The 15,243-nt window shown below is 42.0% G+C and carries 14 protein-coding genes; 9 read left to right on the top strand and 5 right to left on the bottom strand.

All coding sequences use genetic code 11. The features are described from left to right. Window positions 1–107: 107 nt before the first annotated feature. From ACH6CZ_RS15320 to ACH6CZ_RS15305, 4 genes are all read left to right on the top strand, one after another. Complete coding sequence (locus ACH6CZ_RS15320; RefSeq protein ID WP_374098313.1) at window positions 108–1,487, top strand: alanine/glycine:cation symporter family protein; 1,380 nt, start codon at window positions 108–110, stop codon at window positions 1,485–1,487. 375 nt (window positions 1,488–1,862) lie between these two features. After that, window positions 1,863–2,852, top strand: coding sequence for a class I SAM-dependent methyltransferase (locus ACH6CZ_RS15315; protein ID WP_374098312.1), 990 nt, complete (start codon window positions 1,863–1,865; stop codon window positions 2,850–2,852). A 65-nt stretch (window positions 2,853–2,917) separates the two neighbouring features. Continuing rightward, window positions 2,918–3,430: a type 1 glutamine amidotransferase domain-containing protein gene (locus ACH6CZ_RS15310; protein ID WP_374098311.1), complete on the top strand. Its 513-nt coding sequence runs from the start codon at window positions 2,918–2,920 to the stop codon at window positions 3,428–3,430. Window positions 3,431–3,640: 210 nt separating this feature from the next. After that, the gene (locus tag ACH6CZ_RS15305; protein ID WP_374098310.1) at window positions 3,641–5,413 is read left to right on the top strand and encodes a methyl-accepting chemotaxis protein; all 1,773 of its coding nucleotides are present in this window, start codon (window positions 3,641–3,643) and stop codon (window positions 5,411–5,413) included. Between the two features lie 70 nt (window positions 5,414–5,483). Here the strand turns inward: ACH6CZ_RS15305 and ACH6CZ_RS15300 are convergent, their stop codons facing one another. Then, window positions 5,484–5,708, bottom strand: coding sequence for a DUF1128 domain-containing protein (locus ACH6CZ_RS15300; protein ID WP_374098309.1), 225 nt, complete (start codon window positions 5,706–5,708; stop codon window positions 5,484–5,486). A 65-nt stretch (window positions 5,709–5,773) separates the two neighbouring features. Next, window positions 5,774–7,132, bottom strand: a complete 1,359-nt coding sequence (locus tag ACH6CZ_RS15295; protein ID WP_374098308.1) for an alanine/glycine:cation symporter family protein — start codon at window positions 7,130–7,132, stop codon at window positions 5,774–5,776. 183 nt (window positions 7,133–7,315) lie between these two features. On the opposite strand from ACH6CZ_RS15295, the gene ACH6CZ_RS15290 reads away from it, so the two are divergent. Genes ACH6CZ_RS15290 through ACH6CZ_RS15280 form a run of 3 tightly spaced genes read left to right on the top strand, consistent with a single transcriptional unit; the run spans window position 7,316 to window position 9,148 of the window. Further along, complete coding sequence (locus ACH6CZ_RS15290) at window positions 7,316–7,768, top strand: hypothetical protein (RefSeq protein WP_374098307.1); 453 nt, start codon at window positions 7,316–7,318, stop codon at window positions 7,766–7,768. A 1-nt stretch (window position 7,769) separates the two neighbouring features. Beyond that, entirely contained in the window at window positions 7,770–8,156 is a 387-nt protein-coding gene (locus ACH6CZ_RS15285; protein ID WP_374098306.1) for a hypothetical protein, read from the top strand. A 23-nt stretch (window positions 8,157–8,179) separates the two neighbouring features. After that, on the top strand, window positions 8,180–9,148 hold the full coding sequence (locus ACH6CZ_RS15280) for a YihY/virulence factor BrkB family protein (protein WP_374098305.1): 969 nt from the start codon (window positions 8,180–8,182) through the stop codon (window positions 9,146–9,148). A gap of 61 nt (window positions 9,149–9,209) precedes the next feature. Here the strand turns inward: ACH6CZ_RS15280 and ACH6CZ_RS15275 are convergent, their stop codons facing one another. Continuing rightward, entirely contained in the window at window positions 9,210–11,129 is a 1,920-nt protein-coding gene (locus ACH6CZ_RS15275; RefSeq protein WP_374098304.1) for a heavy metal translocating P-type ATPase, read from the bottom strand. Between the two features lie 171 nt (window positions 11,130–11,300). Then, on the bottom strand, window positions 11,301–12,470 hold the full coding sequence (locus ACH6CZ_RS15270) for an MFS transporter (RefSeq protein WP_374098303.1): 1,170 nt from the start codon (window positions 12,468–12,470) through the stop codon (window positions 11,301–11,303). Between the two features lie 105 nt (window positions 12,471–12,575). Here ACH6CZ_RS15270 and ACH6CZ_RS15265 point away from each other — a divergent pair, with 105 nt between their 5' ends. Beyond that, window positions 12,576–12,956 carry an OsmC family protein gene (locus tag ACH6CZ_RS15265; RefSeq protein ID WP_374098302.1) on the top strand — a complete coding sequence of 127 codons (381 nt, stop codon included), beginning with the start codon at window positions 12,576–12,578 and terminating at the stop codon, window positions 12,954–12,956. A gap of 456 nt (window positions 12,957–13,412) precedes the next feature. On the opposite strand, the gene yfkAB is transcribed toward ACH6CZ_RS15265, so the two are convergent. Beyond that, complete coding sequence (gene yfkAB, locus ACH6CZ_RS15260) at window positions 13,413–14,534, bottom strand: radical SAM/CxCxxxxC motif protein YfkAB (protein ID WP_374098301.1); 1,122 nt, start codon at window positions 14,532–14,534, stop codon at window positions 13,413–13,415. A gap of 132 nt (window positions 14,535–14,666) precedes the next feature. On the opposite strand from yfkAB, the gene ACH6CZ_RS15255 reads away from it, so the two are divergent. Then, window positions 14,667–14,858, top strand: a complete 192-nt coding sequence (locus tag ACH6CZ_RS15255; protein WP_374098300.1) for an SE1561 family protein — start codon at window positions 14,667–14,669, stop codon at window positions 14,856–14,858. The last annotated feature ends 385 nt before the right edge of the window (window positions 14,859–15,243 follow it).

Here is a 15,243-nt window from a genome sequence, read left to right as displayed (position 1 = left end):
CCATGGGGGAGTATTGAATTGAATTAAAGATTTTCAGTTTATTTTATACATGTTAGGGAAAATGAATGACAGTTTCCGTAATCTACTAATTTTAGGAGGAGATCCTATTGGAGGGTTTTATTAATGCTGTCACAGTTTTCTCTGAATGGCTGTGGGGAATCCCATTAATTGCAGTACTATTACTTTCGGGTTTGTATATGACTTTTAAACTCGGTTTCTTTCAATTCAGACATCCGCTATACATATTTAAACAAACATTTGGAAGTGTGACAAAAAAGCCGAAGGGGAAGGGGACTGTTACACCTTTCCAGGCCCTAACATCAGCTCTGTCTTCAACAATCGGTGCTGCAAATATTGTTGGGGTGCCGGCAGCGATTATGTTCGGTGGACCGGGAGCGGTATTCTGGATGTGGGTCATCGCTTTAGTTGGTATGTCGCTTAAATTCTCTGAAAGTGCACTGGCTGTTCACTACCGTGAGAAAAATGAAAAAGGTGAATTCGTTGGTGGACCGATGTATTACATGACAAAAGGTCTTGGAATGAAGTGGCTTGGTATCTGGTTTTCATTTGCACTGATGCTCGAATTAATTCCAAGTGTAATGGTGCAGGGGAATTCAGTTGCCAATACAGTGAATGAGTCATTTGGCGTTCCGGTCATTTGGACGGGGATTGTAATTGCTGTGCTGACTGCAATTATCGTTTTTGGCGGTATAAAGAGAATTGGTAAATTCACGCAGGTAGTTGTACCATTTATGGCACTGATCTACATTGGTGGGGCTCTTGTTATCTTGTTTATGAACCTTGGCGCGCTTCCTGAATTCTTTAATTTAATTTTCTCAAATGCATTTTCACCGGCGCCGGTCATTGGCGGTTTTGCAGGTGCAGCGCTTGTGGATGTGATCCGATGGGGTTTTGCCAGGGGTCTGTACTCAAATGAAGCAGGGCTCGGAACTGCTCCGATGGCGCATGCTGCTGCAACGACGGATCATCCTGTCAGACAGGCATTTTGGGCAGTATCCGGTATCGTTGTTGATACATTGATTATCTGTACAGCCACTGCATTTGTTGTATTATCATCAGGTGTCTGGACCAATGATAACGCAATGGAAAACAGCAGCGCATTAACAACCATTGCCTTTGCTGAATATTTTGGAGAGTTCGGCAGTATTCTGGTGACGGTGTCACTTGTATTCTTTGTGTTCTCAACAATCCTTGTTGTTATTTTCTATGGAGCAAAACAGGCTGAATTCTTATTTGGTCTGAAAGCATCATATGGCATACAGGTCGTCTATATTATTGCCATTGTTCTTGGTGCAGTCGGAGCAGCTGAAATGATCTGGAACTTCCTCGATATTATGCTCGCATTGATCCTGCTGCCTAACATATTTGCAATATTAATGCTGAGTAACAAAGTGAAAGAACTAAAAACAGAATTTTTCACGTCTGATCAATATTATTTAAAAGATATCGGTAAAAATAAAAAATAAAGATGAATTTGTTTATCCATTCTATAAAATTCCCTTACGATTGAGTTGATATTAGAAAAGCAGGATTAATTTTTAAAAGAAATCAAGTGACGGATCATTCCGAAGACTCCTGCGGAAAAACGATCGTGAAAGACCCCGGAAGGCAGTGGTTTTCTGCCTGAGTAGGCTTGAGCGTTCGTCCGCGGAAAGCGAAGGAATGACCCGGCACGTTTTAAAGGGTTCACCATCCTTGCACATTCGCAATTTATCTGCGAATGTGCATTTTTTTATCAAACTGAGTTTCTAATTGATGAATTAAGGATAGACAATAGAGAAAGACTGAGTTTGGATGTCATGCCCGATATGGGTCTGGAAGAGTGAGGAGGAGGGGTTTTAATGATCAAAGACCTGAATAATATGTGGAAAGCCAGAACATGGATGAAAACAAATGTACCATTTTTATATAGCTGGCATGCATATGTCGGATATGAACTTGATTTATTTGAAGCATTTAAAAGACCTGTCAGAGTAAAAGATGTGGCTGATGCATATGACCTTGAAGAGGAACTGCTTGGACAGTGGGTTGAAGTGGGAATTGCACTGAAGCATCTGAAAAAAGATCAGAAAAACCGGGTGAAAATTGCAAAAGCATGGAAACTTCCCGGAACGAAAAAAGACAGCCCATCCTCAGGTGATCTGCTAAAGGAAATGATGGAACTCCACATCCCTTCACTTCTTCACTATCCTGAGTTAATGAAAGAGAAGAAAAGACAGCATTTTGACAGCGAAAAACATGGATCCACCGTCGCAAAAACATCGACGCTACTTGAGATGCTTACTTTCAGGCTGATTAATCAGAATGTGAAGAAGCATCAGGTACAGTCGGTTCTTGATATCGGATGCGGTGAGGGCGGGTATTTATTAAAGTTAGCGAAAAGGCACCCTGACCTGCAGCTGACCGGAATTGAAATTAATAAGGAAGTAGCAGCGTCAGCTAAAAAAGGAACTGCAGCATACGATCAGATTGAAATCGTTCATGGGGACATTCATGAGTATGAACCTGATCAGTCATTTGACTATATTATGGTCAATAATCTGCTGCACTATATACAACCGGAAAAGCGTCAGGATTTTTTCAGTAAAATTGAAAAGATTACTGATCAGGATGGTATTATCACGATTATCTCACCTCTTCAAAAAGCGAAACACGGAAAGCAGTTCTCGAGTGCTTTTAACAGTTTCTTTATGACATTTGATAACTTGTACCCGATCCCTTCAGAGGATGAATTAAAGAACATTGCAGAAGAATGTGGATTTGAACAGCAAAGCACATTCCCGATTATTCGCGAAGGCGGCTGGTTCTTCATAAAATGGGTGAAAAAATAAAGATGTTTAAAAAAGTAAAAATGTGGAATATGTAAAATGTACACACATAAAAGGAGATGTTATAAATGGCAAAGATTGCAGCCTTACTTACAGATCAGTTTGAAGATGTAGAATATACTGACCCGGCAGAAGCATTCAAGAAGGAAGGCCATGAAATCGTTACAATCGAAAAAGAATCAGGAAACAGCGTCACGGGAAAACAAGGAGAAGCGACTGTATCAATTGATCAGTCAATTGACGATGTCAGCCCGTCTGATTTTGATGCGCTGTTTATACCGGGTGGTTTTTCACCAGACTTGCTGAGAGGCGATGATCGCTTTGTTGCATTCGCTAAGGAATTCATGGATAGTGGTAAGCCAGTACTGACTATATGCCACGGTCCTCAGCTTCTGATTACAGCAAAAACACTTGAAGGCCGAAAAGCTACCGGGTTTAAGTCAATTAAAGTTGACATGGAATATGCAGGGGCAGAGTATCATGACGAGGAAGTTGTTGTCTGTGGAAACCAGCTGGTGACAAGTCGTGATCCTGATGATCTTCCAGCATTTATCAGAGAATCGTTAAAGCTAATTTCATAACATGGTTACTGACCAGGTCCTTTAAAACGGGACCTGTTTTTTTTATAGATTCTTTTTAAAAGGGTTCATTCGTCAAGATCAAATAAGAAATGTATCATCTAATATTTTCTTGAAAGAAATGAATAACTGGCTCATAATATACTTAATTAGGTCGATATACATATATGATGGGGTTAGTTCTTTAAGATTAAATCGAATGGGGGAGCACGAATGAAAAAGCTGAAATGGAAATTGTTATCAGGTTTCTTTATCCTGGTCATTTTCATAGGGGGGCTTGCGGCTTTTAATGTCTATTCATTAACAAACATTAACCAGGAGACGCGGGATCTGCTTGAAGAAGAGCTTGTTCTTTTATCAATGAATCAGGAAATGAAGTTTAATATATCTCAGCAAATTGCTCTGACCCGTGGATACGTACTCTACGGAGAGCCGGATTACAGGGAAAAGTTTGATGAGCTATCAGTTAAAAATGCTGAGTTTGCAGAAACGTTTGAGTCCTATCAGGTGAGCAAAGAATTGAAATCGGTCCTTACAATCACAAGAGTTTGGCAGGAAGGTGTAAATGACAGGGTCTTTTCAATGTATGATAAGGGTCGGGAAGAGGATGCGAGAGTGTTATTCAGAGCCAATTTTGAACCGACTGCCAGAGGCATTATGGATAGTATCGAGAAGGTCTCTACAGCTAGACAAGCAGAGGTTGATGCAGCAGGGGAAATCATTATTTCTAATGGTGAAAAAACGATTATAACAGTGCTGACGATTAGTGGGATCGTCATGATTCTGGCTATTTTAATCAGTTTGGTGATGGCCGGTCAGATTACGAAACCGATCGCAATGGTGACGAAAAGAATGAAAGCGATTTCCCGCGGAGCGTTACCGGCTGAACCGTTGAAGACAAAAAGTAAGGATGAAGTCGGACAGCTGGTTTTGGCTGTAAATGAAATGAATGAGCAGCTGAGAGATCTGGTAGGTGGAGTAGCCGGAGTCTCTGTTTCAGTACTCGAAAAAGGAACTCAACTGTCAGAAAGTGCAGAAGAGGTAAAAGAAGGAAGCCGTCAAATTGCAGTTACAATGAATGAATTGGCAGAAGGAGCGGGTGCTCAGGCAGAATCGTCATCCTCATTGAGTGAGAAGATGAACGGGTTTATCACGGTCATTAATCATTCAGCAGAAAACGGGACGCTGGCTAAGGAAAAAGTAGATCACATGCTGCTGTTATCCCGTGATGGTGGAGTGAAGATGAATGAAACGATCCAGACGGTCAACCAAATTAATACAAGCTTTAAACAGGCAATGGATAGAGTACACGGACTGGATGAACAATCGCAAAACATTTCAAAACTTGTACAGGTGATTCAGGAAATTGCTGATCAGACAAACCTCCTGGCATTAAATGCTGCAATCGAAGCAGCACGTGCAGGAGAGCATGGGAAAGGTTTCGCAGTAGTAGCAGATGAGGTCAGAAAGCTTGCTGTGCAGGTATCTGCATCCATATCGGATATCACTCATATTATCAGCTCTATTCAAAAGGAATCGAAAGAAACAGTTGCTGTGCTTCAGGAAGGGTATGGAAGAGTCAGTAACGGCGTCAACCAAATGGAGGAAACATCCCTTTCATTTACAAGCATTGATAAACAGGTACATGAAGTTTCAGAACAAATGAAGGTCATTGCGGCATCGCTGTATGAAATCGTGAATGGTTCAGAGGAAATGAATCAGGAAATCGAGCAGATCGCATCGGTGTCTGAAGAATCCGCAGCAGGGATTGAACAGACAAGTGCAAGTGCAGAAGAATCAAATTCAACAATGGAATCTGTTTTTGAAGCATCTAGAGCACTTATAAACGATGCCAGAGACTTAAGAGACCGTATAGGAATGTTCCGTGTTGAAGAAGCTCAGAAGCCTGAAGAACAAGCAGAGGAAGCAGAGGATATTCTGATAGATTCAGAAGCAGAAAGTGAGGATGAAGAAAAGGCGTCTTAAAAGTACTGATGAATAAATACGGATTAAAAAGGAGATGGCCAGGCCATCTCCTTTTGATGTTCTCATCAGCTTATGCTTTACGCAGGCTGCCGAGTTCTTCAGCAATTGCCTGCATCTCGCTTGGACTGAATGTGTCTCTTTTCATCACCATCGTATAAAGAGAGTGAAGCTCCTCATACTGCTCTTCATCAAAAGCAGATACCTTCAGGGCACCGGCATTTACAATTCGTAGTCGGTCTTTAATCTTTTCAACCATATATTCAGCATTTTCTGTGCTCTGTACTGTTAAATCCATATTGATCAGTCCTTTCATTCGCTAAATACCATCTTTCCATGCTTCAAAGGATCTGTCAATAACCATTAAGCGGCTTTACTTGAAGCTTTTTCTTCCTTAATCTTTTCACGGATCCGCTTCGTCTCATAAGCAACAACGCCTGAAAGTCCAAGCAGTCCGATTAAGTTAGGGAAGGCCATTAAGCCGTTCATCACATCTGAGAAGGCCCATACAACATCAAGTGTTGCCACAGAACCAACCATTACTGCAACAACGAAAAGTGCACGATAGAAGACGTTAAATTTCTTTGTGCCTACAAGGTACTGGAAACATTTCTCTCCATAATAAGACCAGCCGATAATTGTAGAAGAAGCAAAGAAAATTAATCCGACTGTGACAAGAATTGGACCAATAGGACCCAGGAAGTATTCAAATGATGCAGAAGTTAATGCGCCACCCTGAAGGTCTCCACCTTCATAAAGACCAGCCATAACGATCGTTACACCTGTAATTGAACAAATGATTAATGTGTCAATCAGAACCTGAGTCATTGATACAAGACCCTGGCGTCCAGGCATATCAGTCTTCGCTGCAGCTGCAGCGATTGGGGCAGAACCGAGACCTGCTTCATTCGAGAATACGCCACGTGCAACACCATAACGAATAATGGCACCGATCACACCACCGGCGATCGCTTCATTACCAAACGCCAATGTGAAAATTGTAGCAAATGCAGAAGGTACTAAATCAAAATTTAAAATCATAACAATAAGTCCAGCAAGCAGATAAAATGCTGCCATAAAAGGTACAAAAATAGATGTTACTTTACCAATACTTTTAATACCGCCAAGAATAACAAGCGCAGTAAAAATGGTCAGCACGATTCCTGTTACCCATGTTGAAATCCCAAATGTATCATTTACTACATCCGATACAGAGTTCGACTGCACCATGTTTCCAATTCCAAATGCAGCGATTGCACCGAATAGTGCAAATAAAACACCAAGCCATTTTTGTTTTAATCCGCGTTCCAGATAATACATCGGTCCGCCTGACATTTCACCATCTTCATCCTGAACACGGTACTTAACCGCAAGTACAGCCTCAGCATATTTCGTTGCCATCCCGAAAATAGCCGATAGCCACATCCAGAAAATCGCACCCGGTCCCCCGAGCACAACAGCTGTTGCAACACCGACAATATTACCGGTACCAACTGTTGCAGCCATCGCAGTCATTAATGACTGAAAGTGAGAAATATCACCCTTTGACTTTTTATCCTGATTTTTTGAAAAAGCCAGCTTCAATGAATACCCGGTTAAAGCGAACTGCACCATTCCAAGGCGGAAAGTCAGGTAAATACCTGTTCCAACTAAAAGAATAAGTAGCGGCGGTCCCCATACCAGCCCACTGATTTCATTCAGCAAATCTGTTAAGCCTTGCATCTAATTTCCCCCTTTTTCTTTTTCTAGGTCATAAATATGAACAAAATATGTATGCCTTACATTAAATATTCCGAAAATTCACCCCCGGTTGTCAAGTTTTTTTTAATTTCTCCGAGGTCAAAAGGTTTCAAACAAAAGACCTGAGGAAATAGTAATACATACTCTTGTATAAGGAGAGAGATGATGAGAACAGTATTATTCCTTGTACAGACGCACTTGTCAAGCTGTGTCCTGCTGACTGACTATTTATCTGAAAATGCAGGAGATGATATTCATACATTAATGAGAGCACCTTTTTTCTTTCAGGAAGAAGAAATGTCCGAATATTCTTTTGAAGGAATAACAGCGTCACGTAGCGAAAAAGGAAAGCAGAAGACAAAACAGCTGCAGCGCAAAGACCTTGAACAGGCAGATATGATCGTTGTGATTAGTCAGGCAGCAGAAGAACCTTTAACACATCTGCTGAAGGCGTCTGAAAAAGAGCATATCATTATGCGAATAACCGAACTCAGCGGAAGGTCAATGGAAGATCTTGAATATATGCTGCAAACCACTCAGACAGATGAAGTGATAAAAGACCTGAAACAAAAAAGCGTCGAATTGGCTGCAAAACTGCACACAAACTGGAGGAAATGACATGGCGAAAAACAAATTACCGGCAGGCATTATCATTGGAGCAGTAACAGGAGGGATTTTGAGTATGCTTGATCCTTCCACACGTAAGAGAACTGCTCAATCATTATCGAATACAAAGCAATCAATCTCGTATTATTCAAGAAATCCTCAGGAGCTTGCTAACAGGGCATCTCAAAAAGCAGATCAGTGGAGAGAAATTGCAGAGAAAATTCAGGAAGATATTGCATTTCTGTCTGAAAAATATGAAGAAGTGAAATCACTTGCACCTGAATTAAAAGAAACGGTTCAGGAAACAAAGGAAGCTTTTACTGAAGAGCACGATTCTGCTACAGCAGACACAATGCCTAGCGGCGGTTCAGGCGGACTGCCTGAAAAAAAGATGATGTAAAATCTGATTCAAGGAGGGATGGAATGACTGCTCCACATGACAATCCTTCTCCTGAAAGCAAAGAAGGTAGCGAATGGAAAGAAGGGAAGAAAAACAGGCACCTTGAAGAGATGTCTGAAGCCGTACATAAAGGCGGACGGGAAGGGCATTATGAAACACTTAGCGGATTTGTGAAAGCCGTATTAAGACGTTTTACGGATGCTGACACACCTGGACTTGGTGCACAGCTGGCCTACTACTTTTTACTATCATTATTCCCGCTGTTGATATTTGCACTGGCGTTACTGCCTTATCTGGACATTACTCAGGCGCAGTTATTAGACATGTTTCGTGAATTTGCTCCGGGAGATGCGATGGCATTAATCGAATCCACTGTCTCAGAGGTTGCTACAGGTGAAAGTGCAGGGCTGCTGTCAATCGGTATTCTCGGTACTCTCTGGTCAGCATCTAACGGGATGAACGCAATTATGAAAGCTTTTAACCGAGCATATGAAGTAGGAGAAACAAGACCATTTTATATTGCGCGTGGGATGGCGGTAGTATGGACGATTGTGATGGTAATGATCTTCGTGATTGCCCTGTTGCTCCCGATTTTCGGTCAACAGATTGGCGAACTCATTTTCTCATGGTTTGGTCTGACAGATCAGTTCATGACAATTTGGACGCTATTACGTTTTGCGATTACACCATTTGTGCTGTTTGTCGCATTTATTGGATTATACGCATTTGTCCCGAACGTGAAGATCCGGTTTATTTCTGTTATACCAGGTGCATTGTTCGCAGCGCTTGGATGGTTATTAACTTCTTCATTGTTTTCATTTTATGTAGGGAATTTTGGCAACTATTCAGCATCATATGGCAGTATTGGAGGAATCATCGTTCTGATGATCTGGCTGTATCTTTCAGGGATTATCATTCTTGTGGGTGCCCAGGTGAATGCTACGATGGCTGCAAAGCGTCGTCACAGGGCATTTGTTCCAAATGGAGCCTGATTTGAAAAGCTGAAACTGCACACAGAAAAAGCCTTCCATTCGTATGAACGGAAGGCTTTTCTTATCCTCTTAATAGTCTTAGACCGTTTAATATAACCAGAATGGTACTCCCTTCGTGTCCAAGGACGCCAAGGGGGAGGTCAATTGACTGGAAGAAGTTTGAAATGATCAAGGTGAAGATGACAGCGATACTGAAGATAATATTTTGTTTTACGATTCTGTTCATTCTTTTAGAAAGCTTAATCGCCTCGGCAATTTTCTGAAGGTCGTTTTTGACTAATACAACATCAGCTGTTTCAAGCGCAATATCAGATCCTGCACCCATTGCCACACCGACTGAAGCGGTGGCTAGTGCAGGGGCATCGTTAATTCCGTCACCAATCATGGCTACCTGGCCAAATTGTGCCTTCAGCTTTTTAATTTCCTCTACTTTTACACCTGGCAGACATTCTGCTTTAAAACTGTCTACGCCTGTCTCCTTCTGAATAGATTCGGCGGTTCCCGTGCTGTCACCGGTCAGCATGACAGTGTGGATACCCACAGATTTTAAGTATTTTACTGCTTCAATTGTCTGTTGTCTAACTTGATCCTTTAAAGCAATCAGTCCGATCACTTCATCATTTTTTTCAATCAGCACAATTGTTTTACCTTCTTTTGATAGAACAGATGCCTGCTCTGAGATCTCCGGATTAAGCAAGTCCGGGTCAAACCAGTCTGGCTTACCGATTCTCCAGCGCACCTGATTAATGGAGGCTTTCAAACCAAAGCCTGTTACATCTTCAACTGTATCCATCTCAATGTCAGTAAATGAAGCAGTCTTTTCTGTGAAAAGTACGATTGCCTGAGCGAGAGGGTGGTTAGACTGCTTTTCAATGGCAGCAGTCGTATGCAGTACTTCTGATTGTTCATGATCCTGTCTGATGAACCAGTTTGTGACTGTAGGTTTACCTTCAGTCAGTGTACCGGTTTTATCGAAAGCAATGGCTTTAATGCTGTTCAGGTTCTCAAGGTGCACCCCGCCTTTAAAAAGAATCCCCTTTTTTGCACCATTTGAAATAGCACTGAGTGAAGCGGGCATAATTGAAGCAACAAGTGCACAGGGAGAAGCAACAACCAGCAGCACCATTGCCCGGTAAAAGGTTTCTTCCCAGCTCCAGCCAAACGCGTAATGAGGAAGAAACATCATCAAAAGTGTAACGGCAAGAACCGCTTTTACATATTTCCCTTCAAATCTTTCAATGAATAACTGTGAAGGAGACTTTTCACTTTGAGCTGTCTGAACGAGTTCAATAATTTTCTGGAACATCGTTTCTGAATTTTTTTTCGTTACTTTAACCTGCACAGCACCTGTCAGGTTTACTGTGCCTGCGAACACTTCATAGGCGGCGTCTTTCATCACCGGCATGGATTCACCTGTGAATGCAGCTTCATCTACAGAAGTTTGTCCCTTTATAATTTGACCGTCTGCGGGAATTCGATCGCCGGGTTTTACAGCGATTACATCACCTGGACTGAGAGTGGCAGCCTGTACTTTTACTTCTTTGCCATCCACAAGCTTCCACGCTTCCTCAGGCTGTAGGTCCAGGAGCGAGGAAATTTCATTTCTGCTTTTTTTCATCGTGTAAGTTTCAAGAGCGCCGCTCAGAGCGAAAATAAAGATCAGAATCGCACCTTCCGTCCAGTACCCAATCCATGCAGCACCTAAAGCGGCAATGATCATTAACAATTCAACATTTAAATCCTTCGTTCGGATAGAGGCCTTGATTCCTTCGACTGCCTTAAAATAGCCGCCGATGACATAAGCAGACAGGTATACACACGCTGATACAGCTGAAAAACCCTGATGCATCAGCCACCATGCAATGAAAATGAGCACACCGCTTGCAATTGCCATGATTAACTCCAGATGGGCTTTTACAAAACTTGAGCGTTCCCTTCTGATTGCTGAGGGTAAATTCAAAGCTTCAGAATACTTAACCATCTTGCACACACTCCTTATTCGCATTGAGAAAGATAATCGAAATCAATACCCTTAAAAAGTAGTGAATGCTGCTGTCAGATGACAGCAGCATTTTAAAACGGTATATATGAAGTTTGTTGTTAGCAGTTCTTTTCTTTTATTATACCATTTCAGGTGCAGGATCGGTATATATTACCTTTCTGCAAGCCTTTTTCGAAGAGAGAAAGCAACCAGACATAATCCAATCGTCACAAGCAGCATCGAAATAAAGTAAAAGAATCCTTCAGTGAAAAATTCTATGATCAGTCCGCCAATCGCAGGGCCGCCAATGCTGCCAAGACTGAATGCAACCCCGCACATGATATTGCCTGAAGGAAGGAGATGTTTTGGTAAAAGGTCGGTCATATAACTGATTCCAAGAGAAAAGGTGGACCCTGTTGCCATACCCGCTGTGAAAAAGGCAAGCGTCAGCCAAAGTGGGGAAGACCCGGCAAATCCGGCAAGGATAAAACAAATAGCACCTGCAAATAATACACTCATTAAAATGCGGTGACGTCCGTATTTATCACTCAGCATACCAAGCGGTAGCTGGAAAACAATTGCGCCGATTGAAAATGCCGGCAGAATGTAAGCAATGGCACCGGTTTCAATCCCGCTCCTAAGCGCATAAATCGGAAAGTTTCCATGTAAAGACGCTTCCAGAAAGCCATAGCTGAGAGGAGGCAAAAAAGCTACCCAAGCATATTTCCAGACCTGACCAAATCGTTTCATCGTACCAAGAAAAGAAGTGGACTCTCCACCGCCATGATCAGGAAAATCATTTCTAAGCAAAAAGACAAATCCCCATGTCACAAACGTCAAAATACCTGAGAAAATAAAAGGTAATGTTGGATTGATCTCCACAAGTGAACTCATGGCAGGACCGATCGCAAAGCCAAGTGAGAAGAACAGTCCATAAACAGCAATATTTCTGCCGCGTCGATCCGCTTCTGAAAAAGAAGTGATCCATGTCTGCGTAGAAAAGTGAAGCATATTATCACCAATTCCAATGAGCAGTCTGAGCACAAACCAAAACCAGAATGACTGCCATAAAGGAAACGCAAGTAAAGAAAGCCCAACGACCAGCCCCCCTGTAATGATCATGGGTTTATAACCGAAGCGTCTGAGCGGTGCTTCCATTAATGGTGAAGCAATCAGAATGCCTATGTATATGCCTGTTGCATGTAATCCGTTCATTGCAGAAGAAACACTCTGCTGTTCAAAAATAATCGCAATTAAAGGAAGCAGCATCCCCTGAGAAAATCCGGAGATTGCAACAATCCCAACCAAAATCCAAAAGCGAGTTCTTGCCGAAACGCCCATAATAAAACTCCTGACTGATATAATTTCTTAAGCAGATTAATCGAGTTGTTTAAAAGACAACGCTATAATCTTACTATAATCATTGTATAGAAAGAAGGAGATCCTATGGAATTTAAAATGAAAGAAGGCGGCTTTACAACTGATCTTGAATACGGAGAGCTTCACATTTCCGGAAATGAAGAGTACGGGTTCCGTCCTTACCAGCTGCTGGTTTCATCTGTAGCAGTCTGCAGCGGAGGGGTATTGCGCAAAGTGCTTGAAAGAATGCGCATGGAATTTACTGATATTAAAGTAAATACAGAAGTAGAGAGAAATGAAAAAGAAGCGAATCGTGTGGAAAAAATTCATATGCACTTTACCATCACAGGTGACCTGAAAGAAGAGAAGGTTCAAAAAGCGCTGGAAGTAACACGCAGAAACTGCTCAATGGTGCAGTCAGTGAAGGACAGTATTGAGATTACGGAGAGCTTTGAAATTACAGCATAATAAAAGCCGGTTTATTCTTTATTAAAAGAGTAAACCGGCTTTTATGGTATTCGTGTTTTTATCGAACTTTCCATATATACGCACTTTTTATTTCACAAGCGCTTCTCATCACTCTCCTTCACAAAAGGTTTTGTCAGAATGATCTGAAGCAACCCCCCTCTTTCTTGAATGTAAATGTAGTATAGCATGATTTTTAAATAGTGTAAATATTCAAAATAGATAATTAATTAAAAAGTACCGGAAACTGATTGGATCCGGTACTTTGGGTTTATTGTTTTGATCCTGAAAGTTGGCTGATGATCTGCGCTCCAGAAGGATGCTTTCCGGACGGCGGTTGCTGAGCCTCCTCAGGCAAGCCTGGCGGTGTCTCAGCTTCCTGCTACTCGTCCCGGAGTTACCCTCTTCCGCGCAGATCATCAGCTGTGCACATATAAAACATGTCTTTAATAAAATATATTATTTTGAAAACATGGCACTTCGCTTTGTGAAGTTAGCGTCTTTATAATACATGTTTTTCACCAGTAAATTCGGGCCGAGGCAGCTGACTGCAGGGCAGTGGCAGTTGACGCTTTTGGCATCCTCTGTTGTCATCCATTTGTTGAAGACATCAGGCAGGCTGTCAAACTCGATGTTGCCGAGTGGGGGTGTATTGTTAAAGTCAGTAACAATAACATCTCCTGTAAATACATTAACATTCAGTCTGGAGCGGCCGTCAGGATCGTTTCTTACAGTCACATTCTTCTCACTGTAAAGACGCTTAAGCAGGTCACGGTCTTTTTCTGACGTACTGCACGCATAAAAAGGAAGCGTGCCAAATAACATCCATGTATCCTGATCACGGATTGACAGCAGGTGTTCAATCGCTTCTCTTGTCTCGTCCAGTGTCAAAGTTTCCAGTGACTCTGCGAAGTTGGATGGGTACATCGGGTGTATCTCATGGCGTGCACATTTCATATCGTCTACAACTTCCCGGTGAATTCTCTCAATATGAGGCAGCGTCTTTTTATTCAGCATTGTTTCAGCAGATACCATCACACCAGCTTCACTCAGCGCGCGGCTATTCTCAATCATTTTCTTAAAAAGTGCTTCACGCTGCGCTTCAGAAGGCTTGCGTTCCATTCTGGCAAAGCCGGTATGAACAAACTCATCAACTGTTCCCCAGTTATGTGAAATATGTAAAACATCAAGGTAAGGAATAATCGGCTCATATCGCTTCAAATCAATTGTGAGATTAGAATTCATTTGCGTACGCACGCCTCTTTCATGGGCATATTTCATAAGAGGAAGAACTGTGTTCTCAACTGACTTCTTAGACATCATTGGCTCACCGCCAGTAATGCTGAGCGTTCTGAGGTGTTCAATTTCATCTAAACGCTTTAAAATTAAACTCATATCAAGCGTTTCAGGATCTTTGTTGGAAAGGCTGTAGCCTACAGCACAGTGCGCACATCTCATATTGCAAAGTGTTGTCGTCGTAAATTCTATGTTGGACAGTGTCATTTTTCCGAACTGTTTCATATCTTCATACGCTTCCCATGGATCATAGGAAGTTGTAAGCGGTTGTTTCATTATTGTCATGTTAAAATCTCCTTTTCATTAACTCTGTTAGTATGAAAATAACCAAGCGGGAAGTCAATGAATTTTCAGCGAAAGTTGCAGAAACGAGCGGAATCCGTTACGATAAGGACGGATTTGAAAGGAGTGAGAGGCATGGGTAATGCTATTCACGATAATGACTCACAGGTACTATACCTGAAGCAGCGTTTATCAATGTTTTTAGAAGTGCTGGAATCCGTAGATGCAGAAAGTACTGATCTTGATGATATCGACCGTATGATTCAGATGCTTGATGATTTAGAGTTGAAAGTACAGCAGTTTAAAAAAGACGATAACGAATCATAAGCAGGCCTGCGGGTCTGTTTTTTTATGTCTGTTTCAAGTAACCGTTGAGCTGCGCTCCGGGCGGATGCTTTCCGCAGGGACGGCGGTGAGCCTCCTCGGCTTTGCCTGCAGGGTCTCACCTGTCCGTCTTATCCTGTCGGAGTCACCGCCCTACGCTCCGCTCAACTCAGTATTTATTAAATATAAAAAATCTTTAATGTATCGTTAATATTGTAAGCATTCTATACCGTTTCAAAAACGATCTAATTAGACAGCTCGTCGTCAGGATTGATTTCACCTTCAACCTGGGTGTAAAAAACGTTAAAAGATTAAAAAGCTAATTAAGTTGATTGGAGTGGGAGGTGCGAGACTCCTGCGGCGGGAAGGGCCAGGTGAGACCCAGCAG

It is taken from the genome of Jeotgalibacillus sp. JSM ZJ347 (assembly GCF_044383825.1).
Taxonomy (GTDB): Bacteria; Bacillota; Bacilli; order Bacillales; family Jeotgalibacillaceae; genus Jeotgalibacillus.
The sequence above is the reverse complement of the archived record's forward strand: the minus strand, read 5'-3'. Positions and strand labels throughout refer to the sequence as shown.

Coding starts and splice junctions, on each gene's coding strand:
- ACH6CZ_RS15315 (WP_374098312.1), top strand. CDS start 1,863: ATGATCAAAGACCTGAATAATATGTGGAAAGCCAGAACATGGATGAAA.
- ACH6CZ_RS15310 (WP_374098311.1), top strand. CDS start 2,918: ATGGCAAAGATTGCAGCCTTACTTACAGATCAGTTTGAAGATGTAGAA.
- ACH6CZ_RS15305 (WP_374098310.1), top strand. CDS start 3,641: ATGAAAAAGCTGAAATGGAAATTGTTATCAGGTTTCTTTATCCTGGTC.
- ACH6CZ_RS15300 (WP_374098309.1), bottom strand. CDS start 5,708: ATGGATTTAACAGTACAGAGCACAGAAAATGCTGAATATATGGTTGAA.
- ACH6CZ_RS15295 (WP_374098308.1), bottom strand. CDS start 7,132: ATGCAAGGCTTAACAGATTTGCTGAATGAAATCAGTGGGCTGGTATGG.
- ACH6CZ_RS15290 (WP_374098307.1), top strand. CDS start 7,316: ATGAGAACAGTATTATTCCTTGTACAGACGCACTTGTCAAGCTGTGTC.
- ACH6CZ_RS15285 (WP_374098306.1), top strand. CDS start 7,770: ATGGCGAAAAACAAATTACCGGCAGGCATTATCATTGGAGCAGTAACA.
- ACH6CZ_RS15280 (WP_374098305.1), top strand. CDS start 8,180: ATGACTGCTCCACATGACAATCCTTCTCCTGAAAGCAAAGAAGGTAGC.
- ACH6CZ_RS15275 (WP_374098304.1), bottom strand. CDS start 11,129: ATGGTTAAGTATTCTGAAGCTTTGAATTTACCCTCAGCAATCAGAAGG.
- ACH6CZ_RS15270 (WP_374098303.1), bottom strand. CDS start 12,470: ATGGGCGTTTCGGCAAGAACTCGCTTTTGGATTTTGGTTGGGATTGTT.
- ACH6CZ_RS15265 (WP_374098302.1), top strand. CDS start 12,576: ATGGAATTTAAAATGAAAGAAGGCGGCTTTACAACTGATCTTGAATAC.
- yfkAB (WP_374098301.1), bottom strand. CDS start 14,534: ATGACAATAATGAAACAACCGCTTACAACTTCCTATGATCCATGGGAA.
- ACH6CZ_RS15255 (WP_374098300.1), top strand. CDS start 14,667: ATGGGTAATGCTATTCACGATAATGACTCACAGGTACTATACCTGAAG.